The organism is Dryocola clanedunensis subsp. sulfonylureivorans (genome assembly GCF_016756775.1).
GTDB lineage: Bacteria > Pseudomonadota > Gammaproteobacteria > Enterobacterales > Enterobacteriaceae > Dryocola > Dryocola clanedunensis.
In genome coordinates, this window is the sequence record NZ_JAERMU010000002.1 from 282,383 (window position 1) to 303,474 (window position 21,092).

The 21,092-nt window shown below is 55.6% G+C and carries 19 protein-coding genes; 6 read left to right on the forward strand and 13 right to left on the reverse strand.

The genetic code is table 11. The annotated features are described in order from the left end of the window. Nucleotides 1-70: 70 nt before the first annotated feature. From HYQ67_RS03170 to HYQ67_RS03210, 9 genes are all read right to left on the reverse strand, one after another. Nucleotides 71-1,081: an SIS domain-containing protein gene (locus HYQ67_RS03170; RefSeq protein WP_202301413.1), complete on the reverse strand. Its 1,011-nt coding sequence runs from the start codon at nt 1,079-1,081 to the stop codon at nt 71-73. A gap of 21 nt (nt 1,082-1,102) precedes the next feature. Beyond that, nucleotides 1,103-2,164, reverse strand: a complete 1,062-nt coding sequence (locus HYQ67_RS03175; protein WP_237391052.1) for an SIS domain-containing protein — start codon at nt 2,162-2,164, stop codon at nt 1,103-1,105. A gap of 10 nt (nt 2,165-2,174) precedes the next feature. Continuing rightward, entirely contained in the window at nt 2,175-3,023 is an 849-nt protein-coding gene (locus tag HYQ67_RS03180; protein WP_202301415.1) for a PTS system mannose/fructose/sorbose family transporter subunit IID, read from the reverse strand. Further along, nucleotides 3,001-3,780, reverse strand: coding sequence for a PTS mannose/fructose/sorbose/N-acetylgalactosamine transporter subunit IIC (locus HYQ67_RS03185; protein WP_202301417.1), 780 nt, complete (start codon nt 3,778-3,780; stop codon nt 3,001-3,003). The genes HYQ67_RS03180 and HYQ67_RS03185 overlap by 23 nt, the downstream gene beginning before the upstream one ends. 13 nt (nt 3,781-3,793) lie before the next feature. Further along, nucleotides 3,794-4,267, reverse strand: a complete 474-nt coding sequence (locus HYQ67_RS03190; RefSeq protein ID WP_202301419.1) for a PTS sugar transporter subunit IIB — start codon at nt 4,265-4,267, stop codon at nt 3,794-3,796. A 15-nt stretch (nt 4,268-4,282) separates the two neighbouring features. Next, nucleotides 4,283-4,705 (reverse strand): PTS sugar transporter subunit IIA, encoded by a 423-nt coding sequence (locus HYQ67_RS03195; protein WP_202301421.1) that lies wholly within the window; start codon nt 4,703-4,705, stop codon nt 4,283-4,285. A gap of 105 nt (nt 4,706-4,810) precedes the next feature. Next, nucleotides 4,811-7,585: a sigma-54-dependent transcriptional regulator gene (locus HYQ67_RS03200; protein WP_202301423.1), complete on the reverse strand. Its 2,775-nt coding sequence runs from the start codon at nt 7,583-7,585 to the stop codon at nt 4,811-4,813. Nucleotides 7,586-7,716: 131 nt separating this feature from the next. After that, entirely contained in the window at nt 7,717-8,469 is a 753-nt protein-coding gene (locus HYQ67_RS03205; protein WP_202301425.1) for a CDP-diacylglycerol diphosphatase, read from the reverse strand. A gap of 35 nt (nt 8,470-8,504) precedes the next feature. Then, nucleotides 8,505-9,437, reverse strand: a complete 933-nt coding sequence (locus tag HYQ67_RS03210) for a LysR family transcriptional regulator (protein ID WP_348519206.1) — start codon at nt 9,435-9,437, stop codon at nt 8,505-8,507. Nucleotides 9,438-9,569: 132 nt separating this feature from the next. Here HYQ67_RS03210 and HYQ67_RS03215 point away from each other — a divergent pair, with 132 nt between their 5' ends. After that, nucleotides 9,570-11,351 (forward strand): adenine deaminase, encoded by a 1,782-nt coding sequence (locus tag HYQ67_RS03215; RefSeq protein WP_202301522.1) that lies wholly within the window; start codon nt 9,570-9,572, stop codon nt 11,349-11,351. A 35-nt stretch (nt 11,352-11,386) separates the two neighbouring features. Further along, nucleotides 11,387-12,730 (forward strand): NCS2 family permease, encoded by a 1,344-nt coding sequence (locus tag HYQ67_RS03220; protein WP_202301429.1) that lies wholly within the window; start codon nt 11,387-11,389, stop codon nt 12,728-12,730. An 87-nt stretch (nt 12,731-12,817) separates the two neighbouring features. Here the strand turns inward: HYQ67_RS03220 and HYQ67_RS03225 are convergent, their stop codons facing one another. Beyond that, nucleotides 12,818-13,984, reverse strand: a complete 1,167-nt coding sequence (locus HYQ67_RS03225; RefSeq protein WP_202301431.1) for a M20 aminoacylase family protein — start codon at nt 13,982-13,984, stop codon at nt 12,818-12,820. Beyond that, entirely contained in the window at nt 13,978-15,330 is a 1,353-nt protein-coding gene (locus HYQ67_RS03230) for an MFS transporter (protein WP_202301433.1), read from the reverse strand. Before HYQ67_RS03230 ends, HYQ67_RS03225 begins: the two co-directional genes overlap by 7 nt. Before the next feature lie 169 nt (nt 15,331-15,499). Between HYQ67_RS03230 and HYQ67_RS03235 the strand changes: the two genes are divergently transcribed. The 4 genes from HYQ67_RS03235 to fimZ all read left to right on the forward strand — a co-directional run bounded on the left by HYQ67_RS03235 (nt 15,500) and on the right by fimZ (nt 19,492). Next, nucleotides 15,500-16,435, forward strand: a complete 936-nt coding sequence (locus tag HYQ67_RS03235; protein WP_202301435.1) for a LysR family transcriptional regulator — start codon at nt 15,500-15,502, stop codon at nt 16,433-16,435. A 153-nt stretch (nt 16,436-16,588) separates the two neighbouring features. After that, entirely contained in the window at nt 16,589-17,191 is a 603-nt protein-coding gene (locus HYQ67_RS03240) for a fimbriae biosynthesis transcriptional regulator FimW (RefSeq protein ID WP_202301437.1), read from the forward strand. A gap of 314 nt (nt 17,192-17,505) precedes the next feature. Continuing rightward, nucleotides 17,506-18,267 carry a LuxR C-terminal-related transcriptional regulator gene (locus tag HYQ67_RS24285; protein WP_202301438.1) on the forward strand — a complete coding sequence of 254 codons (762 nt, stop codon included), beginning with the start codon at nt 17,506-17,508 and terminating at the stop codon, nt 18,265-18,267. A 592-nt stretch (nt 18,268-18,859) separates the two neighbouring features. Beyond that, nucleotides 18,860-19,492, forward strand: coding sequence for a fimbria biosynthesis transcriptional regulator FimZ (gene fimZ, locus HYQ67_RS03250; protein WP_202301439.1), 633 nt, complete (start codon nt 18,860-18,862; stop codon nt 19,490-19,492). Between the two features lie 75 nt (nt 19,493-19,567). On the opposite strand, the gene sfmF is transcribed toward fimZ, so the two are convergent. Both sfmF and fimH read right to left on the reverse strand, forming a co-directional pair. After that, nucleotides 19,568-20,095, reverse strand: coding sequence for a fimbria assembly protein (sfmF, locus tag HYQ67_RS03255; protein WP_202301440.1), 528 nt, complete (start codon nt 20,093-20,095; stop codon nt 19,568-19,570). Further along, a complete protein-coding gene (gene fimH, locus HYQ67_RS03260) occupies nt 20,088-21,092 on the reverse strand; it encodes a type 1 fimbria D-mannose specific adhesin FimH (RefSeq protein ID WP_202301441.1) in 1,005 nt (334 codons plus the stop codon). Before fimH ends, sfmF begins: the two co-directional genes overlap by 8 nt.

Below are 21,092 nucleotides of genomic sequence, written 5' to 3' on the forward strand. Positions count from 1 at the left end.
GTGGCGCTGCCGCTTATCCACTCCACCTGGTTCGTAGGTCGGATAAGCGCAGCGTCATCCGACAGGGCTGTTAGTAGTCGAACTGACGGTAATAGCGTCGGATGTCCAGGCTGTGCCCGGTGTAATGTTCAAAATGAGCGGCCAGCCTGTCCACCAGCAGGGTTGAGGCCACGCACGGCGCCATTATCCAGCGGAACTCGTCGTCAATGCCGTTAAGCGCAAATTCACGAGGATCGATAACCACCAGATCGTCGGTGATCTTGCTGGCAAAGGCTTCCACTCGATCGTCGAGCGCGCGGCACTTCCCTTCCCCTTTCACCAGAAACAGCGGCACGTCTTTTTCCAGCAGCTCCAGCGTGCCGTGGAAAAACTCCGCCGAACTGACCGATTTGGTACGTTTCCACTGCATCTCTTCCAGAATACACATCGAGAACAGATAGACCTCGCCCCACATCTCGGCCCCGCCGATCCACATCATGTACTCCGCGTTATGGTAGCGGCTGGCAATCTCGTCGGCGCGATCGTTAAATTTGCGTTTAGCCTGTAACAGATTTTCCGGCAGCAGCTCCAGCTGGCCTGCAAAACGATCGTAGCCGCTGAACTCGCCGTTGAGCGCGACCAGGCGGAAGAACAGCCAGTACAGCAGCATGTATTCAAACTCCACGCCGTTTTTGTGCTGCATCGGGATGTGCCAGGTTGCCGCTTCGGCCAGCGGCGAGTCCGCATTTTTAGTGATGGCCACCACGCGAATGCCCTGCTCTTTGCACCAGCGGGCAATCGCCACCGACTCTTTAGTATCGCCTGATTTTGAAAGCGTAATCACCACAGAGTCTTTAGTGAGCTTTTTATTTCCCTTAGAGATTAACTCCGCCGCCTGCTCGGTATAAACCGGCAGCGCGGTCACCTCTTTGGCAAACTCCTGCATGGCCATCATCGGTGCCAGCGAACCGCCCACCGAGGCGAAAAATATATTATTAAACCCGGCGTCGTGAATATTTCCGGCCACCTGCTCGGCAACTTTACGCGCAGAGATAATATCGCGAGCACTGGTCAGGTACTCGTCCTGATTAAAACCTAACATAGTTATTCTCCTGAAAAGGAATTAAATTTTGCTTTTAAGCACTCTGTCAAAATCATCAAAAATACGCACACTTAGATCCGTGCCTTTCGCCGTGGCGATATTAAAAGCCAGCAGCTGGAACGGGACTATTAATAATAAAGGCGCAAAGTTATGGCTTACTGAATAATCCAGCGCCAGCGTATTCTCGTCATTACTTTCCGCAGCCAGGGTTACGGTAAACGCGCCGCCCAGCGCGGGCCGCATATAGTCCCGTAACGCAGCGCTGCGCGCATGGGGCCGGTCTTCAATGAAAAAGATTGTGTGCTTTGCGCTGGCCTCAAGGTACGGGCCGTGCATGTAGGCCTCCAGCTCGAAGCCGCTGGAGGGCAGCCGCACCGTTTCGGTGAACTTCGTTTCGAACTCCTTCGCCACGCCAACCAGCGCGCCATAGCCAGTCGCCACAAAGCGCTGCGCCCCGATGAAATGCTGCCGATGGCGAGCGATGAAGGCGTTGGTTTTGTCTATCACGCCCGGTATCGCCAGCGCTATATCCTTCAGCTCTGCCAGCGCCCGTTCCTTTTCTCCCGCCTCAGGCAGACCGCCGTGTTCGGCAACGGTCAGGGCGATGAGCAACAGGTTCAGCACCGTGGCGCTGAAGCCCAGCGTCACGAACCCCACGCTTTCAATGCCGGTGTTAATATCCAGCACGCCGTCGGCCTGCTGAGCAACCGGGCTTGCGGGATTAGAGGTCAGGCAAAAGACTGGAATGCGCTGTGCCTGCACCTTTTTCACAGCCTCAAGCGTCGACGCGCTTTTACCGCTCTGTGACACCGCAATAACCAAATCCGTTGTCGGATCCAGCCGTTCATAATGGGTGAAATTATAAGGTTCTTTAATATCTACCAGTATCCCGAAGCGATCTTCGAAATAATACTTCGCGCAGAGCACCGCGTTATATGACGATCCCGTTGCCAGAATCATTATTTTATTTACAGTTTTGTTAGCCAGGTACTCTTTTAGCGGCGCAAGCTTAGCCTCGTATTCATTAAGAATAACCCCCAGCGCCTCTGACTCCCGGTCGATATAATCCAGCATGGTTGACATTGTATAATCCTCAGAATAAACCAATCCATGAACCTAATATTCCCACCACCGCCATGCCGCCCAGAATGGCCAGCGGTTTAACCTTTCTGCCCAGCAGCCAGTAGACGATGCCAAAGCTCAGCAGCGGGAGTAAAGCAGGCATGACGTCGTTGATGATGTCCTGCACGTGGGTTTTCGCATCCCCCGTCCCGAAGGTAATAGGAATGGTGATATCAATCATGGAGGCGGTCATTGCCCCCACCACCATCAGGCCGATTATCGATGCGCCATAGGTCAGGCTCTCCATCATCCCGCTCTTCTGGATACGCTGCAGCACGCCGGTTCCCAGCACGTACCCCCAGCGGGTAAACAGGAAACGCACGGCCAGGTGCGGGATGTTAAACACCAGCAGGAACAGAATGGGACCAAGAATGCTGCCTTTAAGGGCGAGGCTTGTGCCGATGCCGGTAGCAATCAGGCGCAGCGTGCCCCAGAAGAACGAGTCGCCCAGCCCGGCCAGCGGCCCCATCAGCGAGGCCTTTACGCTGTCCACGGAGGCCGCGTCCATGCCCTTCGACTGGCTGTTTTTCTCTTCCATCGCCGCCGTTATGCCCAGGATCAGCGTGACGATGTGCGGCGTGGTGTTGAAGAACGCCAGGTGGCGCTTCAGCGCGCAGGCCAGATCCTCTTTGCGGGTATACAGCTTTTTCAGCACCGGGATCATCGCGTAAACAAACGCCAGGTTCATCTGCCGTTCATAGTTCCAGGAGAACTCCATCTGGAACGAGCGCCAGAACACGCTGCGCAGCTCTTTATCGGTAATGCCGCCGGTCTCCTCTTCTGCCGCCTGAGTTTCCTCAGAAATCATCTTCATCGTCATTCTGGACTCCTTGTGCCGCCGTCGGGCGCGGGGAATTAAGTTGCGTGACGTTCACCATCACCACGGCGGTGATCGCGCCGAGGATGGCAATGCCGGTCACCGGGATTTTCAGATAGGCCATCAGCACGAAGCCGAGGAAGAAGTAAGGCGCCACCTTGCGGTTAATCAGCAGGCGGGCCAGCATCGCAAAGCCCAGCGCGGGGATAATCCCCGTTGCCACGCTCAGGCCATGCTTGATGAACTCCGGAATGGCATCCAGCAGGCTCTTCACCGCGCCGCTGCCGACCATAAAGGAGACGGTCACCACCGTCGCCAGCATCAGCGAAAGGCCAAACCCGGCGATGAGGTGCATCCGCTCGATGCCCCGGGTATCCGCCTGCTCCGCGTAGGCGTCCGCCTTCTGGTTCAGGGTCGGAATAAACAGCCCGAGATAGACGTTTTTCAGCACCAGCGTCAGCGTGGCTATCGGCAGGCCCAGCAGCAGAGCCGTTTCCGTCCCCGCCCCGGACGTAATTGCAAAAGCCACGCCCAGAATGCCGCCGGTGACCACGTCTGGCGGAATAGAGGCCCCCACCGAAAACGAACCGATGAACGCCAGCTCCAGCGTCGCGCCCATAATCACGCCGGTTTGCACATCGCCCAACACCAGCCCGGTGAGCAGGCCGGTGACAATCGGCCTGGAAATTAACGACGTGCCTAATGCATATTCGGACTGGGCAATAAAGGCCACCAGACCGAGCAGTAATGCTTCTACCATGATGCTTCCCTCACTATTCAACGCATTCGGTGAATAATAATTTCCTGTCGTTAGGCACCTGCCGGATTTCCACTTCCGTACCCGCTTTAACCAGTTCGTTCAGCAAATTAATTTCCTCAGGCAGGACGTTAATCGCTTTCGAAATATTCTGGCTTCCCTCTTTGGCTTTAATACCGCCTAAGTTAATGCTTTTTATTTCTGGAATTTTACTGGCCAGCCGCCAGGCATCCTCGACGGATTCCACGACGATAAATAATTTATATTTGTCGGTGACGCCGCTTTTTATCGCCGCAATCGAATCGGCGATATTTTTCATTACCAGCTTCACCGCGGGCGGTTTGGCGAGTTTAATGGTGGTTTTACGCAGCTCATCTTCCATCACTGCATCGTTGGCAATCAGGATACAGTCGGCGCTGATGTACTGGGTCCAGGAGAAGGCAACCTGGCCGTGGAGCAGGCGGTGGTCAACGCGCAGGAGTGTTATCATTTTTCTTATCCTCGGTTAAAAGTCTTTATCCGTCACCAGCGCCGTATTCAGCGTCTGGTTGCAGTACTGGATGCTCTGGCGGGCGCTGGCCAGCGATTCGCTAATCAGCAGCTGCGTCTCTTCATCCTGCGGGGAAATCAGCATTTCGATAATTAACGGCAGATTCAGCCCGGCCAGCAGATGGAAGCCGGGGCGGTGGATAAAGCGGATAAATTCATTGTTTACGCTGCCGGCAAAAATATCCGTTAATACCACCAGCTCGTCCTGAGCCGGAAAAGAAGCCATCAGGTTATTCACCTGCTCGGTCAGATCCTCGCCCTCGTTAATATAGGCACAGAGCGTATGGATATTATTTTGCTTGCCCAGAATCAGCTCAACCGAGTTGAGGATACCGGTAGCGAAGGTGCCGTGGCTGGCAAAAATATAGTGTCGTTTCATCCTGTCCTCGAAAATAAATCCCGCTGTCTGAGCTTTAAATTGCAACTGCCGTGCCAGCATTAGTGGCACGGCGGAGAGTGACGGGGATGAAGCGGGAGAAAAAGCCTAAAACTCTTGATCGTACTGAAGAAATTCAGTTTCCAGATGCAGAATATCGTGGATATAAAACAGCTCGGCCTCGGGGATTTTGACACTGTAGCTGGACTCAATGACACTAAAGGCCTCCCGCAGCGCGGAGAGGTGATTTCTTTGACACTGAGCGCGCCGCCCGCCGTAGACCTGAATCGCCGCCTGGCGGATCAGCCGCTCAATCAGGCAGCTTACGTGAACGTAGAGCGCAACCTTGCGATCGTTGGGCACCGAGATGGCGGCCAGGTGCTGATAGCGCGTCAGAAACTGCTCCACCTGATTAATCACCTTGCCGGTATCGAGAATGGTGACGGACTCAATCACCCGCCGCAGGGAGAAGTTTTTCACGATGCGCTCGTTAATCTGCTTCACCTCTTCCGGGCCGGTCAGCGCCCCGAACAGCCCCAGCAGCGTCTCGTTGCCCTGCCCGGAGATCAGCGTATCCAGCGGGATATAGGGCACATCGGGGATGTTGGGATCGAGCGTCCCCACCAGCGCCAGCACGTCGAAACGGGAAAAGATCGGCTCGCGGCGCTTGTTTTCCGCCAGCGTCTCGTACTCATAGGCGACCACCTCGATCCCCAGCTCCTGGGGAATGCTCGCTTTCAGCAGGCTGCAAAGATTGCTGGCGGCGCCGATACCCGTCGCGCAGGTGGTAATAATCGCCTTCGGTTTATTCCGCTCGGGCCAGATGATTTTATGCTCGACGGGCAAATCCGTAGCGATGTCGCTGGCGATATTTTCCAGATAGTCCCCCTGCAAAATCCGCTCGCCGACGTACAGCGCCATCCGCGTGGACACGTTATTAATGATGGCTACCGGCATCGTCACCCGGTGGCTGAAATACTGGTGGATATCGTTAAGCGAGCCCATATCCACCAGAATCACCAGGCTGCTGGCCTGCGCGTTACGCTCGACATACTGCGTCACCTGCTGGGCGATGGCCTCGGGCGTCACGTCCAGCGGCATATCGAACGACTCGTAAACCGTCTGCTTCAAAAGCCGGTTCGCCACGTTGGCAATGCTGCTCGCCGTGGCGTAACCGTGCGCCAGGATCACCGCTTTGGTCACCAGCTGGCTGGTCTGCACGCCGGTTTTATTCAGCCAGAGCAGTAACAGCACGCGGTCCATCGCCTGAATGTTCAAATCCAGCCTGCGGGTCAGCGACGTCAGCACCTCGTCGCAAAACAGATAGAGCAGCGGATACTTCTGCTCTAAAAAGCGGTCGAGCTGTTTGCACACCTCGGCGTTAAGCTTCGAGGGCTCGACGTTCGAGCGATGCACCAGGTAATGGCCGATGGCGTAAATACAGTTGCCGTTAAACTGGACGCTGTAGCTTTTTTCCAGCCGGTAAAACTCCTCCCGCACCTGGCTCGTCACCAGCAGCAGCATCTGCGAACTGGCTTTGTCCCGGCTGTCGAAAATCAGCCGGTCAAACAGCTCTTCAATTTCGTTGCCGATACGCAGTTCGATATCATCCCAGACGTGGTGAGCGCTGCGGTATTTTTCAAACAGGGCCAGCACGCTGAGCTGGAGATCGTGGATCAGCATGCGGGCCGCATCCTGGCTTTGCAGCAGCCACGGCAGGCACGTTTTCTCATCGAGCAGGATATCGTCCTGGCGGTCGGTCACGGCTTCGCTGAGGGCGGGCAGCTGGGCCATTACCGGTTCCGGAAGATCGTGGATCGTCACGCTCAGCGTCGGCCCCGCCCCCTGTTTGGCAAACGCAGAGGCCACCACGTATTTGATGACGTTTTTCAGCTCCCCCACGTTGCCGCGAAAAACGTAATGCGACAGCACGGAGAGCAGCCGCGGGCTGAGGCTCAGCCCACTCCCCACCTTCTTTGCCTCCAGCCAGAAGAACTGTAGGATCAGCGCCTCTTTCTCTTTGCGGCTGCGGCTTTCAAGCTCCGGCAGCACAACCTGAATGGGTATGCGGCGGATAAACGTGGTCAGGAAGGTGCTGTGGATGTCCTCGGTGGTGGCGAAAATCAGCCGAACCGAAACGGCGTGGCCGCAGGCGGTCTCGCCCAGCCGGTAAATCTCCCCCCGGTCGAGCCAGGTGAAGAGCTTTTCCTGCCCTTCGGCATGCAGCCGGTGAACCTCGTCCAGAAATAAAATCCCGCCGTCCGCCGCTTCGAACGCCCCGGCTTTATCAGTTGTAGCCCCCGTGAATGCCCCTTTGACGTAGCCGAACAGGTTTGCCGCCAGCAGCTCCGGGTTGCTGGCGTACTGGGCGCAGTTGAGCGTGACAAAAGGAGCATCTGCCCCAATCAGCCCCTGCGCGATGGCGTATTCATGCATCAGCTGCGCGAGGTAGCTTTTGCCGGTGCCGCTGTCGCCGGTGATCAGCAGCGGCAGGCCGCCGTCGGGATAAAACAGCGCGGTTTTCAGCTGCTCAATCGGCTTCCTGAGCGAGCCTTCATGGCCGATCAGCAGGGAAAAGTGGTCATGCTGCTGTTTCCCGCCGTCGCTTTCTGCCAGCAGCTCGTCGACGCTGGCAAACTCGGTGCGCGACAGGCGGTAAAACTGCTGCTCGAAGCTCGCTTTATGCAGGAAGTAAACGGGGCGGGTGTTGATTTTTATCAGCACGCCCTGCGCCACCAGCTGGTTGAGATAGTGGCTGGCGGTATTGCGCCGTAGCGCAAAACGCCCGGCAAGGTGGCCGGCAGTGAAGATGTCACTGACGTCATGGGGATCGAAAAAGTCGGTCTGGTTTTTCAGGAAGGTGAGCAAATCATCTTTACGCATGGGGCGTTCCTTACGCTGCGGTATACGCTTGCCCCAATGATGCAGTGAAAGATCGCGCCGTGACCAAAAGCCAGCCGGGGATTTTCGATTTTGTGGACGGCAGCACAAAAGCCGCCGCCCCATAGTTCACGCTAGTTTTGCAGCGCGCAGCCGTAGTCGAGAAGCTCTCCCGCCGTGCCCAGGTTCAAATCCGTCACCTTCAGCCGATTTGCCAGCAGCACAAACTCGCCCCGCTCGTTGACGGTTACCGCCAGGCCATATTTCGCGATGTCGTCGCCGTGCGCCTGAACGTAGCGGTTCAGCAGCGCAAAGGGGCTTTGCTGCGCAAACGTGTCGGCCGGGATTTTCATCGCCAGATAATCATGGCCCTTCAGCCCGATCCCCAGCGGCTGCCAGCTGGTGCTGATAAACCCTTCCTGCTGGCTAAGCTGCCGATAAACCTCCGGGCGCAGGCAGGCAAGATGGATATGCAGCTGGTTCTGGGAGCGGCCGTACCAGGAGTTGATCGCCAGCGCCAGATAACGGTCGTCGACGGGCTTATCCGTCATCTGCTTTAAGCGACTGCGCTCCTGCCAGGCGTAATAGAAGTAATTGGGCGCATCCGCCTTCTGAAGCGCCGGGCTTTCAATGCCGGTAATTTCTTCGGTCGGCATCACCAGCGTGTGCAGCGGCCCCTTCGCGTCTTTAAAGACCACGAAACGTTTATCGAGATCGACATCCAGGCAAGGCGTCGGATCGTGCCGCTGCTGCTGGCCGGGCACGCACTGCTGGCTGACAATCTTCCACAGCGCGTCGCTGTTGGCGTGGATATGCAGCAGCCATCCGGCAGCGGCCAGCAGCACGAAAAGCATCAGGATTAAAACGGCGCGGAGGGTCTTCTTCATGAAAAGCGATCGTCCTTGTGTTTGAAATTATGCGGTCAGTTTAGCTTCCTTTGCTGAAATGCTTTAGCAATCAGCTGGAAACAGTCGTCGATGACGGGTGGGAACGCCTGCTGCGTGCTGCGCATCAGCGCCACCGTCCGGCTTAGAGAGGGCTGCTGAAGATGCACAACCACCAGCTCTTTGTCCTGTAAATGCGTGGTGTAAAGCTCCGGCAGGATCGCGATAGCCAGGCGGGAGCGCACCAGCCCGTACAGGGTTTCGATAAAATCCACCTGATAGCGAGCGGTGAGATTAAGCCGCTGGCTTTCTGCCATAGCGGCCACCAGGCGGCTGATATTCCCTTTTGAAAATACGCCGATATCGCGGCGGGAGAGGTGCCGCCACGGGATTTGGCTGGAGGCAGCCAGCGGATCGTCCCGGTGCATCACGGCGACAAACGGATCGTCCTGCAGCGGGTGGATCTCCAGCGTCTCGGGCACCGAGCTGTCCAGCGCGCCGATGCCAAAGTCCAGCTGGCCGTTTTCCAGCTGGCTAATCAGGGAATCATTGGTTTGATCGTGAAACTCAACGCGCAGACGAGGGTAATGCTCCGCCAGCAGCTGCGGAATATCCGGGAATAAAAGGCTGCTGACCGAAGGCACCAGCCCGATGCACAATGTCCCCGCCCCGCCGTTTTCCACAATGCGCTGCATATCATCGAACGAGCGCTGCGCCACGTACAGCACGCGTTCGGCATGGGGCAGGATCGCCATGCCCAGCTCCGTGAGCGTCACCGCCGACGCCGTGCGGTTCACCAGCTTGCCGCCCAGCACCAGCTCAATCTGCCGCAGCGCGCTGCTCAGCGCCGGCTGGCTGATAGCAAGACGGTTTGCGGTATCGGTGAAATGCCTTAACCGGGCCAGCGTCACAAAATACTGGATCTGTTTTAAAGAGAGGGCGGGCAGGCGGCGCCAGGGTTCAGCCATTATCGTGTCCGGGTTCCGGAGGTAATCGTTTGCGACAGGATAAACGTTTCTTATCGGCTGATAAATTAAATCATCTGGGCAAATCTCCGCCCGCTGCCTAGAGTAGCGCTATCTTGCGATTTGCGGACGGAAATGATGACTTCATATGTGCACGCGGACCTGCGCCGCCGGGCGGTAAAAGCCGCGCTGGGCGAACAGCCTTTTGACCTGCTGCTGAGCAACGCCAACCTGATAGATATGGCAACCGGCGAGGTTCGCCTGGTGGACGTGGGGCTGGTCGGCTCGCTTATCGCCAGCGTTCACCCCTGTGGAACCTGGGCCGACGCCGCGCAAACCCACGACCTGGCAGGAGCGTATCTCAGCCCGGGGCTGATGGACACCCACGTACACGTTGAAAGCTCGCATTTACCTCCGGCCCGCTACGCTGAAATCGTTGTGGCGCAGGGCACCACCACCATCTTCTGGGACCCGCACGAGCTGGCTAACGTGCTGGGTGTGGAAGGCGTGCGTTATGCTGTCGAAGCCAGCCGCGACCTGCCGCTACGGGTGATCTGCGCCGCGCCGTCCAGCGTCCCTTCAACGCCTGGACTGGAAATGTCCGGCGCTGATTTTGCAGGCAAAGAGATGGAAACCATGCTCGCCTGGCCGGAAGTGGCGGGCGTGGCGGAAGTGATGGACATGCACGGCGTGCTGAACGGCAGCGAGCGCATGCTGGAAATCCTCAACGCCGGGCTGAACAGCGGCAAGCTCATTGAGGGCCACGCCCGTGGCCTTAGCGGCGCGCAGCTACAGGCCTATCTTGCCGCTGGCGTTACTTCGGATCACGAACTGACCTCGGCTGCTGACGCGCTGGAAAAGCTCCGCGCCGGGCTGACCATCGAAATTCGCGGCTCGCACCCTTACCTGCTGCCGGAAATTGTCGAAGCGCTGAACGCCCTTCCGCACCTCTCTTCCCAGGTCACGGTCTGCACCGATGACGTGCCGCCGGATATCCTGCTGGAAAAAGGCGGGATCGTCGCCCTGCTCAACCTGCTGATCGAACACGGCATGAAGGCGACAGACGCGCTTCGTCTGGCAACCCTCAACGCCGCGATCCGCCTGCAGCGTAACGATCTGGGGCTGATTGCTGCCGGACGCACGGCGGATCTTGTGGTCTTCGATTCGCTGGAGAAGCTCCAGGCGAAAGCGGTGTATGTCGCAGGACAGCGCCTGGCGCAAAACGGCAAACTGACTGAACCGGTGAAAGCGCCGGAAGTTCTGCCGCCGCGCGATACCGTCCGCCTTCAGCCGCTAACTGCGGAAGCTTTCAATCTTACCGTCCCGATGACGCACGGCACCGCCACGCTGCGCCATATCAAAGGCGCACGCTTTACCCAGTGGAACGAAACGACGGTGGAAGTGCGCGATGGAAAAGTGCAAATCCCTGAAGGATTCAGCCTGATCTGGGTGCAGCACCGTCACGGCCGCCACGAAGCGAAGCCGCAGCTGGCGCTGCTGGAAGGCTGGGGAGAACTGCGCGGCGCGATTGCCACGACCTACTCCCACGACTCCCACAACCTGGTGGTTCTGGGGCGGGATCCGCAGGATATGATGCTGGCGGCCAACACGCTGATTGCCAGCGGCGGCGGCATGGCGCTGAGCCAGAACGGAGATATTCTCGCGCATGTGGCGATGCCCATTGCCGGTATGCTTTCCGACCTGCCCGCGGACGAGCTGGCGCGGCAGTTCCACCAGCTGCGCGAGCTGAGCAACAAAGTCGCCGACTGGGAGCCGCCTTACCGGGTCTTTAAAGCCATTGAAGGCACCTGCCTTGCCTGTAACGCCGGGCCGCACCTGACCGATCTCGGCTTAACGGACGGCAGCACGCGCCAGATTGTCGACCCGCTTATTGCCCGTCACGAAACGGCAGCGAAATAACACACAACAATCAGATAGCAACGGAGAGCCGCATAATGGCCGAAAACACAGTTACCCCCGCCGCGTCCGGCAGCTGGCTGGAAAGGCGTTTCCAGCTGCAGGCCCGGCAAAGCAAAGTCAAAACCGAATGTCTCGCGGGCGTCACGGGCTTCCTGGCCGCTGCCTATCTGCTGGTGGTGATCCCCGGCCTGCTGGCCGTCGGCGGCATGGACAAAGGCGCGGTGACCACGGGCACCATTCTGGTGTTTGTGGCGGGCACCCTGCTGATGGCGTTTTACGGCAACCTGCCGTTTATCGTCGGGCCGGGCATTGGGGGTTCCGTGCTGGTGGGCGTAACGCTTGCCGGGAGCGAGGGGATTAGCTGGCAGATTGGCCTGGGCATTGCCTGCTGGTCGGGCATTCTCTTCTTCGCCCTGACCCGTCTCGGCCTGCGGGAGATCGTCACCCGCTCCGTGCCGCAGTCCATCAAGCTAGGGCTGACGGCATCGATCGGGCTGTTCGTCGCCGTGCTCGGCTTCCGTAACGCGGGGCTGGTGCTGGCGAACGTAAAAAGCAACGCGCTGATGCTGGGGGATTTCACCTCGCCGGGCGCTGTTGTTGCGCTGTGCGGGCTGTTCCTTGCCATAGCATTGCAGGCCCGCCGCATTCCCGGTGCCATTCTCTGGGCGATTCTGTTTGCGACCCTCGTCGGCATTCCCTTTGGCGTCACCCATCTGCCGCAAAGCTTTATCGCCCTGCCGCACTCCATCGCGCCCGTGCTGGGCCATGTGGATATGCTGGGCGCGCTGAATATCGCCTTCCTGCCCTATCTGTTCGTCTTTTTTGCCTCGGAGTTCTTCTCCACCATGGGCACCACGCTTGCCGTCGGCGGCGAAGCGGGCCTGCTGGATGAGAAAGGCAATATGCCGCACATCAACCGTCCGTTTATGGTCGATTCCATTGCCGCCGCGCTTGGTCCGTGGGTCGGTATCCCTGCGGCAACGGCATTAATTGAATCTTCCGCAGCGGCGGAGGCCGGTGGCAAAACGGGCCTGACCGCGCTGACGGCAGCCGTGATGTTCCTGCTGATGCTGCTGTTCACGCCGGTGGCGCTGATGATCCCGAAAGAGGCGACGGCACCGGCGCTGATCCTCATCGGGCTGAATATGTTCAGCGGCCTGCGCAAGGTGGATTTAGCGAACTTCACCGACGGGCTGCCGGTGCTGATGATGGTGATGATCACGCTGATCGCCAACAGCTTCGGCACCGGCATCGCGGGCGGCCTGCTGTTTTATGTGATCATCAAAGTGATTGCCGGGAAGTGGCGTGAGATCCCCGTGGGGCTGTATCTGCTGGCGATCCCGCTGATCTATTACTTCGCCACGCTGGTCCATCACTGATCCGCTTCGCGCCTTCGGTTTCGGAGGCGCGAATCTTACCAAAGCACGCGCAGGGCGGATAAGCGCAGCGTCATCCGCCGTTAAAAGTTAGCGTAAATAAGCCTCGGTGAGCTTCACCCAGTATGTCGCGCCAACGGAGATGCACTCGTCGTTAAACTGATAGAGCGGGTGATGCACGGAATAGTCATCTTTGCCTTTCCCGGTTCCCAGCCAGACATAGCAGCCCGGCACCTCTTCGAGCATAAAGGCGAAATCTTCGCTGCCCATGGCGGTTTTAACTTCTTGCGGATCGGCAACCCACTCGGCCCCAAAGGCGTCGCGAGCCACCTGTAGTGCAAACTCGGTTTGCGCCGGATCGTTCATCGTCACCGGATACCCAAAGTCCGGTTCGATAACCGCTTTAACACCAAAACTTTCCGCCTGCCCCTGCACAATGGCGTTGATACGCTCTTTCACCGCATCCCGCACCTCAGCTTTTAAGGTACGCATATTCAGCTTGAGCACCGCATTGTGCGGGATAATGTTATGGGTCGTGCCGCTTTGCAGGCTGCCCACGGTGACCACCGCCGCGTCCTGAGGATCGACATTGCGTGAAACAATGGTCTGCAATGCCATGACGATTGCAGCACCGGCCACGGTAGGATCGATACTGTTTTCCGGCATCGATCCGTGCCCCCCTTTGCCTTCCAGTTTGACGGTCATGCTGTCAGACGAGGCCATCAGCGCCCCCGGCTTAGTCATGATCTGTCCGGCAGGGATCAGCGGGAAGTTGTGCAAACCAAAGATCGCATCGCAGGGGAAAAGCTTAAACAGGCCATCGTCGATCATGCGTTTTGCGCCGCCGACGGACTCTTCCGACGGCTGGAAAATGAGATGCAGCGTACCGTTAAACGGGCGATGTTCGGCCAGATAACGCGCCGCAGACAGCAGAATGGCACAGTGTCCATCGTGACCGCAGGCGTGCATCTTGCCTTCCACCGCGCTTGCCCACGGCAGCCCGGTTTGTTCCTGCATCGGCAGCGCGTCCATATCGGCGCGGATGCCGAGGCGCCTGCCGCCGTTGCCCACTTTCAGCGTGCCGACCACTCCAGTTCCGCCCAACCCTCGATGCACCTCATAGCCCCAGGTGTTCAGCAGTTCCGCAATACGATCGCTGGTGCGAAACTCTTCAAATCCCAGCTCCGGGTGCTGGTGGAAATCACGGCGAATGGCGATCATCTCTGCTTCATGTTCGAGAATTTCTTTGATTAGCATAGGGTTTCCTTTTCTTTGTCAGGTAAGGCGTTACGCTCGCGCCAGGCAATCAGGGCGCACAGCGAAACGATGGCGCAAAACATCAAATACCAGGCTGGTGCCATAGGCTGGTTAGTGACTTTCAGCAGCCATGTCACGTTAAACTGGGCGAATCCGCCAAACAATGACACGCTGATGGCGTAGACCATCGCCATGCCGCAGGCGCGTACCGGCCTGGGGAAGGATTCAAGGATCAGTAAGAACATGGCCACCGCGCTGATATTAGCCAGAACCTGATCCAGCGCGATTAAGACTATGGTGTACCACAGCGGAAGGCCGTACATGATTGTTGCAAAGATCGGCCAGATCAGCACAAGCGATAAAAGCGCACAGGCGATCAGGATCGGCTTTCGCCTCGGCAATCTGTCTGCCAGCCTGCCGCCCCAGAAAGGGATCAGCAGCGTTAACAGGGCTGCCGTCAGGCTTATCCAGTAAGAGATGCTCGCCGGCATGTGCATGGTGTTCACCATATAGGCGGGCATGTAATAAATAATGATGTAGAAGGTGGTTGTGCCTTTGATCCCGGCAAAAATCCCCAGCAGCAGCACCTTACGATGCTCACGCCATAAGGTGAGCGCAGGGTTAGCAAGCGCGGTGGTGGGGGAAGTACTGTGGGTTTCCGGCAGCTGGCGGCGGATATACAAACCGACCGGCATAATAGCCAGGCCCAGGATAAACGGGATTCGCCAGCCCCAGTCGTACAGCTGCTCCTCGCTCAGATAATGGCTAAGCCCCGCTCCCATAGCCGCCCCCAATAACGCCGCGCCTCCCTGGCTGGTCATCTGCCAGCTTACCCGTTCGCCACGGCGGGCAGCGCCACCGGCTTCCATCAGCCAGGTCGTCGCAGCGCCCACTTCTCCTCCCGCAGAAAAACCCTGCAACAGTCGTCCGGCAATCAGGATTATCGGTGCCAGTATTCCGGCCTGGCTGTACGTCGGCGCAAAGGCCACTAACATCACGCCCAGCGACATCAGACCCATAATTAGCGTCATTGCCGCCTTACGTCCGTGCCTGTCGGCGTAGTTGCCCAGCACCATGCTACCCAGCGGGCGCATCACAAAGCCCACGCCGAAGGTGGCGACAGCGAGTAAAAGCGACACGTAATCGTTGCTGGCGGGGAAAAAGAGGTGACCAATAATCACCGAAAAAAAGCTGTAAACAGCAAAATCATAAATCTCGAGGCCATTACCCAGCGTCACGGCAACCAGCGATTTTATACTGGTCTTATCGGACGCTGACGACGCGGCAAATGCAGGCGAGCCCGTTAAGTCGGCCCGGCTCGGGGCATAGCTGACTGACTCTTTCATGCTCATTTCCTTTTTTGTTGCGAATATGTGAAAAATGGGCGCCATTTGCACTATCTGCATAAAAAAAGAACATCGCAATCATAAAAATTCGTTATGCCTTTGGTTATATTATTTGTATGGTGATCGAGCAAAATTTGCACCAGCACAGCAGCACAAGCGAAGGCACCCAATGAAAATCAAGCTAAATCAATTAGATATTCTGTTGGAAGTTGCTGCACAGGGCAGCATTGGCAAAGCAGCAAAGGCGTTAAATCTGACGCAACCTGCCATTTCGAAAACGATTCATGAGCTGGAGGCAGAAATCGGCTTGCCGATTCTGCAACGCTCGTCACGCGGCGTGACCCTAAATGAGTACGGCCAGGTTTTGCTGCGCCACGCCCGCGATATCGATCGTTCGCTGCACCAGGCGCGGGATGAAATCGACCATCTGCTTGGAAAGGCCATGCGCCAGCTGCGGGTTGGTTTTACCTCCGCCGCCTCCTACGGCCCCTTCACCAATACGCTGATCCAGTATCAGGCTCGTTTTCCGGGCGTTAAGCTTGTGGCGATGGAAGGTCGCCCGCATCAGATTCACGACGCCCTGCAAAATCAACGGCTGGATCTTGCTGTGCTCACCGCTGCCACCAGCCTCGTGCAGTCAGGCATGTATTACGAACCCCTTTACGCGCTCAGCAATACGATTCTTGCAGGCGAGCAGCACCCCATTACCCATACCACCTCCCTTAAAAGCCTGATGAATTATCCCTGGCTCGACTGGGACGAGCCGGGCGAGCACTCCATTCTGGCACAGGTATTTCGCCGCTATAACCTGCCGCAGCCGCAGAATATCGTACATTGTTCGTCGCCGTGGGTCATGGCGCGCATGATGGAGCAGGCAGATATGGTCAGCATGTGGACGTCGGTCCGACTGCGTTTTCCGGGCTACAACGTTAATCTGCGGGCGCTTGCCCTACGGGAAGTGCTGCCGGCCACCAGCATTGGCGTGCTGTGCCCGAATATTGGCCGCCTCTCCACGGCAGGCCATACTTTTATGGAAATGCTGAGGCTCAACGCCCGAGACTGGCTCCAGCAAAGCGACGCTGCAGATATGGTGGTGCGCGTGTAGCAAACCAGGGGGGATTAATGCTGCCTTCACTGCCAGGAAATAACCTGGCAATAACTCATCCCGCACGCTCAGAGAATTAAGTCGCAAGTTGTTCTTAACGCTCTTAAATTTCACTATGATCCTTTTCCTGCCTGGTTAGAAAAAAGGATTCTTATGCTCACCATTGCCCTTCGGGAAAAAAACAGCGCTTTCGCCCACGGTATAAAAATTATTATCGAAAAAATATGCAGCCGCCGTTACGAGCCTTATCAGTTCCTTTCTGCCGAACATCATGATGCTGCCGATATTGTTTTTATTTCCCTCGACGACAGCTGGATAGTCGCCGACTGCTATAAAATTCCCCAGATCACCACAACGCAGCGCGTGGTGCTTATTTGTCGCCGGCAGGAGCACGAAAAGCTGATGTTCCGCCCCTGTCTTTATATGCTGCCGGTTATTTTTCGCGAAGAAGAAATTGAAGATATTACCCTGAAAGTCGCCCACTGGACCGAGATATCCCGACGAGGAAAGCGCACGCTTCCCGTTCCTGCCAGCGTCTGCAAGTTCTGCACCACCCGCCATTTCTCAGTTACCGAACGTGAGCTGCTGAAATATATGGCCTGCGGGCATTCGCTCTCTGACGTCGCCTTACTGATGAAAATAGACGAAGCGCAGGCTCTGCAACACCGCAAGACGATCATGAAGAAGCTCAGCATTAATAATTATCAGGGCTTAGTCAGGTTTATCAGAGTCAACCTGCACTTTTTAATAACCTGATAATCAAGATGCTGCATTTTTACCCCTGAATATTCTCCAAATCAGTGCCAGCATTAAGACTTTTCGATTAGCGCTTTAAGCTGCGCCTAATATCAGTCATTTTTTTCTGCTGACAGAATACGCTCAAGCTCAAAAAATCAGAAACTGCTGCAGTTTCTGATTACCCGTCACGCTCCCTAAGTGAAATTAACGAACAATATTTTTTAAGGCACAAACGACTATGATGCGCCCGACGTTTCAACATTATTCTTAGGCATTCAGAAGTATCCAGCCGTCGGGTGTTATCCCGGAAAAGATACCCGATCGGTCAGCCAGTGAGTGAGCATTTGCAATTAGCCGCCCGTAAAAGAAAATATCGACGCATCAACATCGATGGTCACGTTAATCCGTCAAGCCTGAACAAGCCGCTGATTTTCGACCGGCTGGAGTATTTACAGCAACAGCTCCGAATGGGAAGCCAGCAACCGGCTGCCGACGTGCTGCTGGTAAGCCATGATGCCTACCTTTCTCTGGCGCTCACCAATTATATTTTCAGACAGGCCCGAACGCACCTCTGCTCGACGCTTGAAGAGGTAAGCTGGTTTTTCGAGCAAAAACCCATCCCGCGTATTGTGATTGATTTAGACGGTATCGCGACCCCGGCCATCAACGTGCTCAACACCCTGCGCCAGTGGCACGAAGCTTACCCCGGCATCATCGTCATTTTGCTTACGGCGGGCCGTAACCCAGCGGCGGCCTGCCTGATTGTGGCCGCTGCCAATTGCTGCGTGATTGAACGTCGTCTCCCGCCAGGTATCTTGTCCTGGCTATTAATGCAGCAGCCTTGTTCCCTGCCTTCCGTGCAGGCGAACTATACGCGGGAACATGATGCGCTCACGAAGAGAGAGTGGCTGCTGTTGATGTCGCTGGCAAAGGGCGATTCGCTGAAATCCGTTGCCGTATCGCTCAATAAACCTTATCACTCCGTTATCTATATCCTGGGCAGACTGGCCAAACGCATTGGCCTTACAAGTAGGAAGTCGTTAATTCATTTACTTAATGAATTATCAATCCCACCCACAGAACGAAGGGTGTGACCGTAACTTGCTGACTTACCGGTGAAAGTTAAGAAACTACTTATTTTCAATGTTTATATATTGTTAAATTAGATCATATCATTAACAATTGTAGAAATTCCTGGAAACGGGCAAGGCCGATAAAAGTGAGGCTTAGCGAAGAATGCGATCGTTCCCTTCCCTTATTTGTTAACAAAAATAGAACAATAGGTATTTACTACTATTTTTTGCAATTAAAACAAACTTTATCACCAACGCCGAACTGACATATGGTTCGTTAAACTAAATTGTAGAAATAACGACCTGCCATTTAGAACTTAATAACGCGTCCGCATGAGCACGGAAACAGCAGACTTTCTCTCAAATATTATGGCTGTATAATCAGCGCATCTATTTTATCCCCATGAATAAACACTCTGCGTGATTGTTTCAGCATGTTTTTCATGACCCTCATCGCACTTCAAAACAATATATATAACTGTACGGAATAGTCATTTTAAAAGGGAGTACACCAGAAATATATTCACAAAACTATAATTAACTCTTCGTCACTTTCGCTGCCATTGACCAGACGTCAACGCGATGTTTACCTCAAACAATCCGAGGCAAAAAAATGAAACCTGCATCCGTAATCATTATGGACGAGCACCCTATTGTCCGCATGTCGATAGAAGTGCTGTTACAGAAAAATAAAGATATTAGTGTCGTGCTAAAAACGGACAATGGCCGCGAGGTCATTGACTATATGCGCAATCATCCTGTCGATCTGGTGATCCTTGATGTCGAACTTCCCGGCGTGGATGGCTTCTCTCTGCTGAAAAGAATTAAAGGAATACAAGAAGATACAAAAATACTATTCCTCTCCTCCAAGTCTGAACGCTTTTATGCCGGGCGTGCCATTCAGGCCGGAGCCAATGGTTTTGTCAGCAAAAGAAAAGAGCAGGACGACATCTATAATGCTGTAGAAATGCTGCTCTCTGGCTACTCATTTTTTCCGTCAGACACGCTGCATTTTATCAGCAACGCCAAATCACAGCATGGATCGGTTGATGATATGCCGCTTTCCAATCGCGAAGTGACCGTATTACGTTACCTGGCAAATGGTCTGTCCAATAAGGAGATTGCCGAACAATTGTTGTTAAGCAACAAAACGATAAGTGCACACAAAGCAAATATATTCTCTAAGCTGCGCGTCAGTTCTATAGTAGAACTTATCGATTACGCCCGCGTGAAAGAACTATTATAAAAAGTGTAAGTTATGAAAAAGCCGGGAATATTTATCCCCGGACTTTTTCATTGCGGCAAAATGCTGCCTTAATACTTAATAATAATTAATCATAAAGGTCGCGTCCGCGTCCGCTTTACCCGGCTGAGGATTGTCCGTCAGCGCGATGTAATTGGCGTAAAACGTTAGCGTCGCGTTCCCCTGGGCATCCACCGCCACATCCTGGCTGGCCTGCTCCAGCGGTAGCTGGGTTTTATCTTTATCACGCAGCTGAACCGCAACATTCTTCGCGCTACTTGTGCCATTTAGCGCCAGCAGCCCCGGGTTACCGCTGGCAGTTTTTCCCGAAAAAGTAATCGATGCTGAGCCTGGCGGACAACCGTTAAGCTTCAACGTAAAGGGCATACTTTGGGTTGTGCTGCCCACCGTACTTAACTGTTTGGTAGGCCAGGTTCCCAGCTGCACGGTCTTACTGTCGCTCCCGGTTTCCACATAACAGCTGTAGTCCACCACGTTGCCGCGAAGCTCGATATTAATTTCACCCAGCGAGGAGTCCGCCCCGGCGTTCAGGGAAGCCCCGCCCGTCGCCAGTACCAGCAGGCACGCGATTCGTATATCAGTCATAGTCCACCCGCAGATACCCCCGCGAGGTAAAGGGCCCTTCGGCAGGTTTATTTCCCGTCACGCTTACCGGCCAGGCGCGAACGCCGACCCGCGCCATGGCCGCATCATCCAGGCGAAAATTAATTTTGCTGCCCAGATTGTTCGGCGTCAGCGGCACGCCGCTGCTGTCGGCAACGATAAAGCCCAGATCGCTGTTATCAGAAACCATCATATTGCCGGACTGCTTTTCCGCCTCCAGGCGCAGCGTCAGATAAGACTGCGCGTCAACGTTAGTGCACTTGATGCCGATCGTTTTACTCTGCGGCGTAACCCCCTGCGGGCGATTTCCAGCCCCGGCCTGGCTGAACAGCGCCGCGCCAATATCGCCAAAATCGAATTCAATAATCTGCCCGGCGTTGATCTCGCAGGTCTGCGGCACCTCGACTTTTCCACTGTAGCTGATGGTGTAAACCACCGTGGTCAAAGGATCGGCATTGGTGGTGGTCACATAAACACGGAACATCGTCTGTTTGGGGATCGGCACCATATTGATGAATTTGCGCGTCACCTTAAGGCGGAAAATCAGGTTGGAGTCGGTAACCGGAAAAGGCTTTTGCTTTGGCACATTCGGGTGCGATCCCATCTGGATATAGTTCAGCGGCGGATAGAAAACCCCGGCGTAGCTGTCGGTGATCCGCATGCCACCGTTCAGGTAATCATTGATCTTCAGATACTTATAGCCGTCCAGCGTTTCCTGAATGGGTAGATCGGTTACGTAGCTACGCCTGGTGGTTTTACCGCTCGTTCCGGCGGGACAGGTGGCGTTTACGCCGACCTGGCCAGATTTTTGCGAGAGCGTGACAATCTGGCCGACATTATTATTGGAACTATTAAACGTCTCGGAGAGATCGTAGCTGACGTCTTTAGGCACGCCGTCTGAGTTATGGCAAACCGTAGCCCAGGCCGCTGGCGAACAGGCCACCAGCGCCAGGACTGCAAGGGAAGTCTTTCGTTTCAT

Excerpts from the sequence above, each read along its gene's own strand:
- HYQ67_RS03170 (WP_202301413.1), bottom strand. The coding sequence starts at position 1,081 with ATGTTAGGTTTTAATCAGGACGAGTACCTGACCAGTGCTCGCGATATT.
- HYQ67_RS03175 (WP_237391052.1), bottom strand. The coding sequence starts at position 2,164 with ATGTCAACCATGCTGGATTATATCGACCGGGAGTCAGAGGCGCTGGGG.
- HYQ67_RS03180 (WP_202301415.1), bottom strand. The coding sequence starts at position 3,023 with ATGACGATGAAGATGATTTCTGAGGAAACTCAGGCGGCAGAAGAGGAG.
- HYQ67_RS03185 (WP_202301417.1), bottom strand. The coding sequence starts at position 3,780 with ATGGTAGAAGCATTACTGCTCGGTCTGGTGGCCTTTATTGCCCAGTCC.
- HYQ67_RS03190 (WP_202301419.1), bottom strand. The coding sequence starts at position 4,267 with ATGATAACACTCCTGCGCGTTGACCACCGCCTGCTCCACGGCCAGGTT.
- HYQ67_RS03195 (WP_202301421.1), bottom strand. The coding sequence starts at position 4,705 with ATGAAACGACACTATATTTTTGCCAGCCACGGCACCTTCGCTACCGGT.
- HYQ67_RS03200 (WP_202301423.1), bottom strand. The coding sequence starts at position 7,585 with ATGCGTAAAGATGATTTGCTCACCTTCCTGAAAAACCAGACCGACTTT.
- HYQ67_RS03205 (WP_202301425.1), bottom strand. The coding sequence starts at position 8,469 with ATGAAGAAGACCCTCCGCGCCGTTTTAATCCTGATGCTTTTCGTGCTG.
- HYQ67_RS03215 (WP_202301522.1), top strand. The coding sequence starts at position 9,570 with ATGACTTCATATGTGCACGCGGACCTGCGCCGCCGGGCGGTAAAAGCC.
- HYQ67_RS03220 (WP_202301429.1), top strand. The coding sequence starts at position 11,387 with ATGGCCGAAAACACAGTTACCCCCGCCGCGTCCGGCAGCTGGCTGGAA.
- HYQ67_RS03225 (WP_202301431.1), bottom strand. The coding sequence starts at position 13,984 with ATGCTAATCAAAGAAATTCTCGAACATGAAGCAGAGATGATCGCCATT.
- HYQ67_RS03230 (WP_202301433.1), bottom strand. The coding sequence starts at position 15,330 with ATGAAAGAGTCAGTCAGCTATGCCCCGAGCCGGGCCGACTTAACGGGC.
- HYQ67_RS03235 (WP_202301435.1), top strand. The coding sequence starts at position 15,500 with ATGAAAATCAAGCTAAATCAATTAGATATTCTGTTGGAAGTTGCTGCA.
- HYQ67_RS03240 (WP_202301437.1), top strand. The coding sequence starts at position 16,589 with ATGCTCACCATTGCCCTTCGGGAAAAAAACAGCGCTTTCGCCCACGGT.
- fimZ (WP_202301439.1), top strand. The coding sequence starts at position 18,860 with ATGAAACCTGCATCCGTAATCATTATGGACGAGCACCCTATTGTCCGC.
- sfmF (WP_202301440.1), bottom strand. The coding sequence starts at position 20,095 with ATGACTGATATACGAATCGCGTGCCTGCTGGTACTGGCGACGGGCGGG.
- fimH (WP_202301441.1), bottom strand. The coding sequence starts at position 21,092 with ATGAAACGAAAGACTTCCCTTGCAGTCCTGGCGCTGGTGGCCTGTTCG.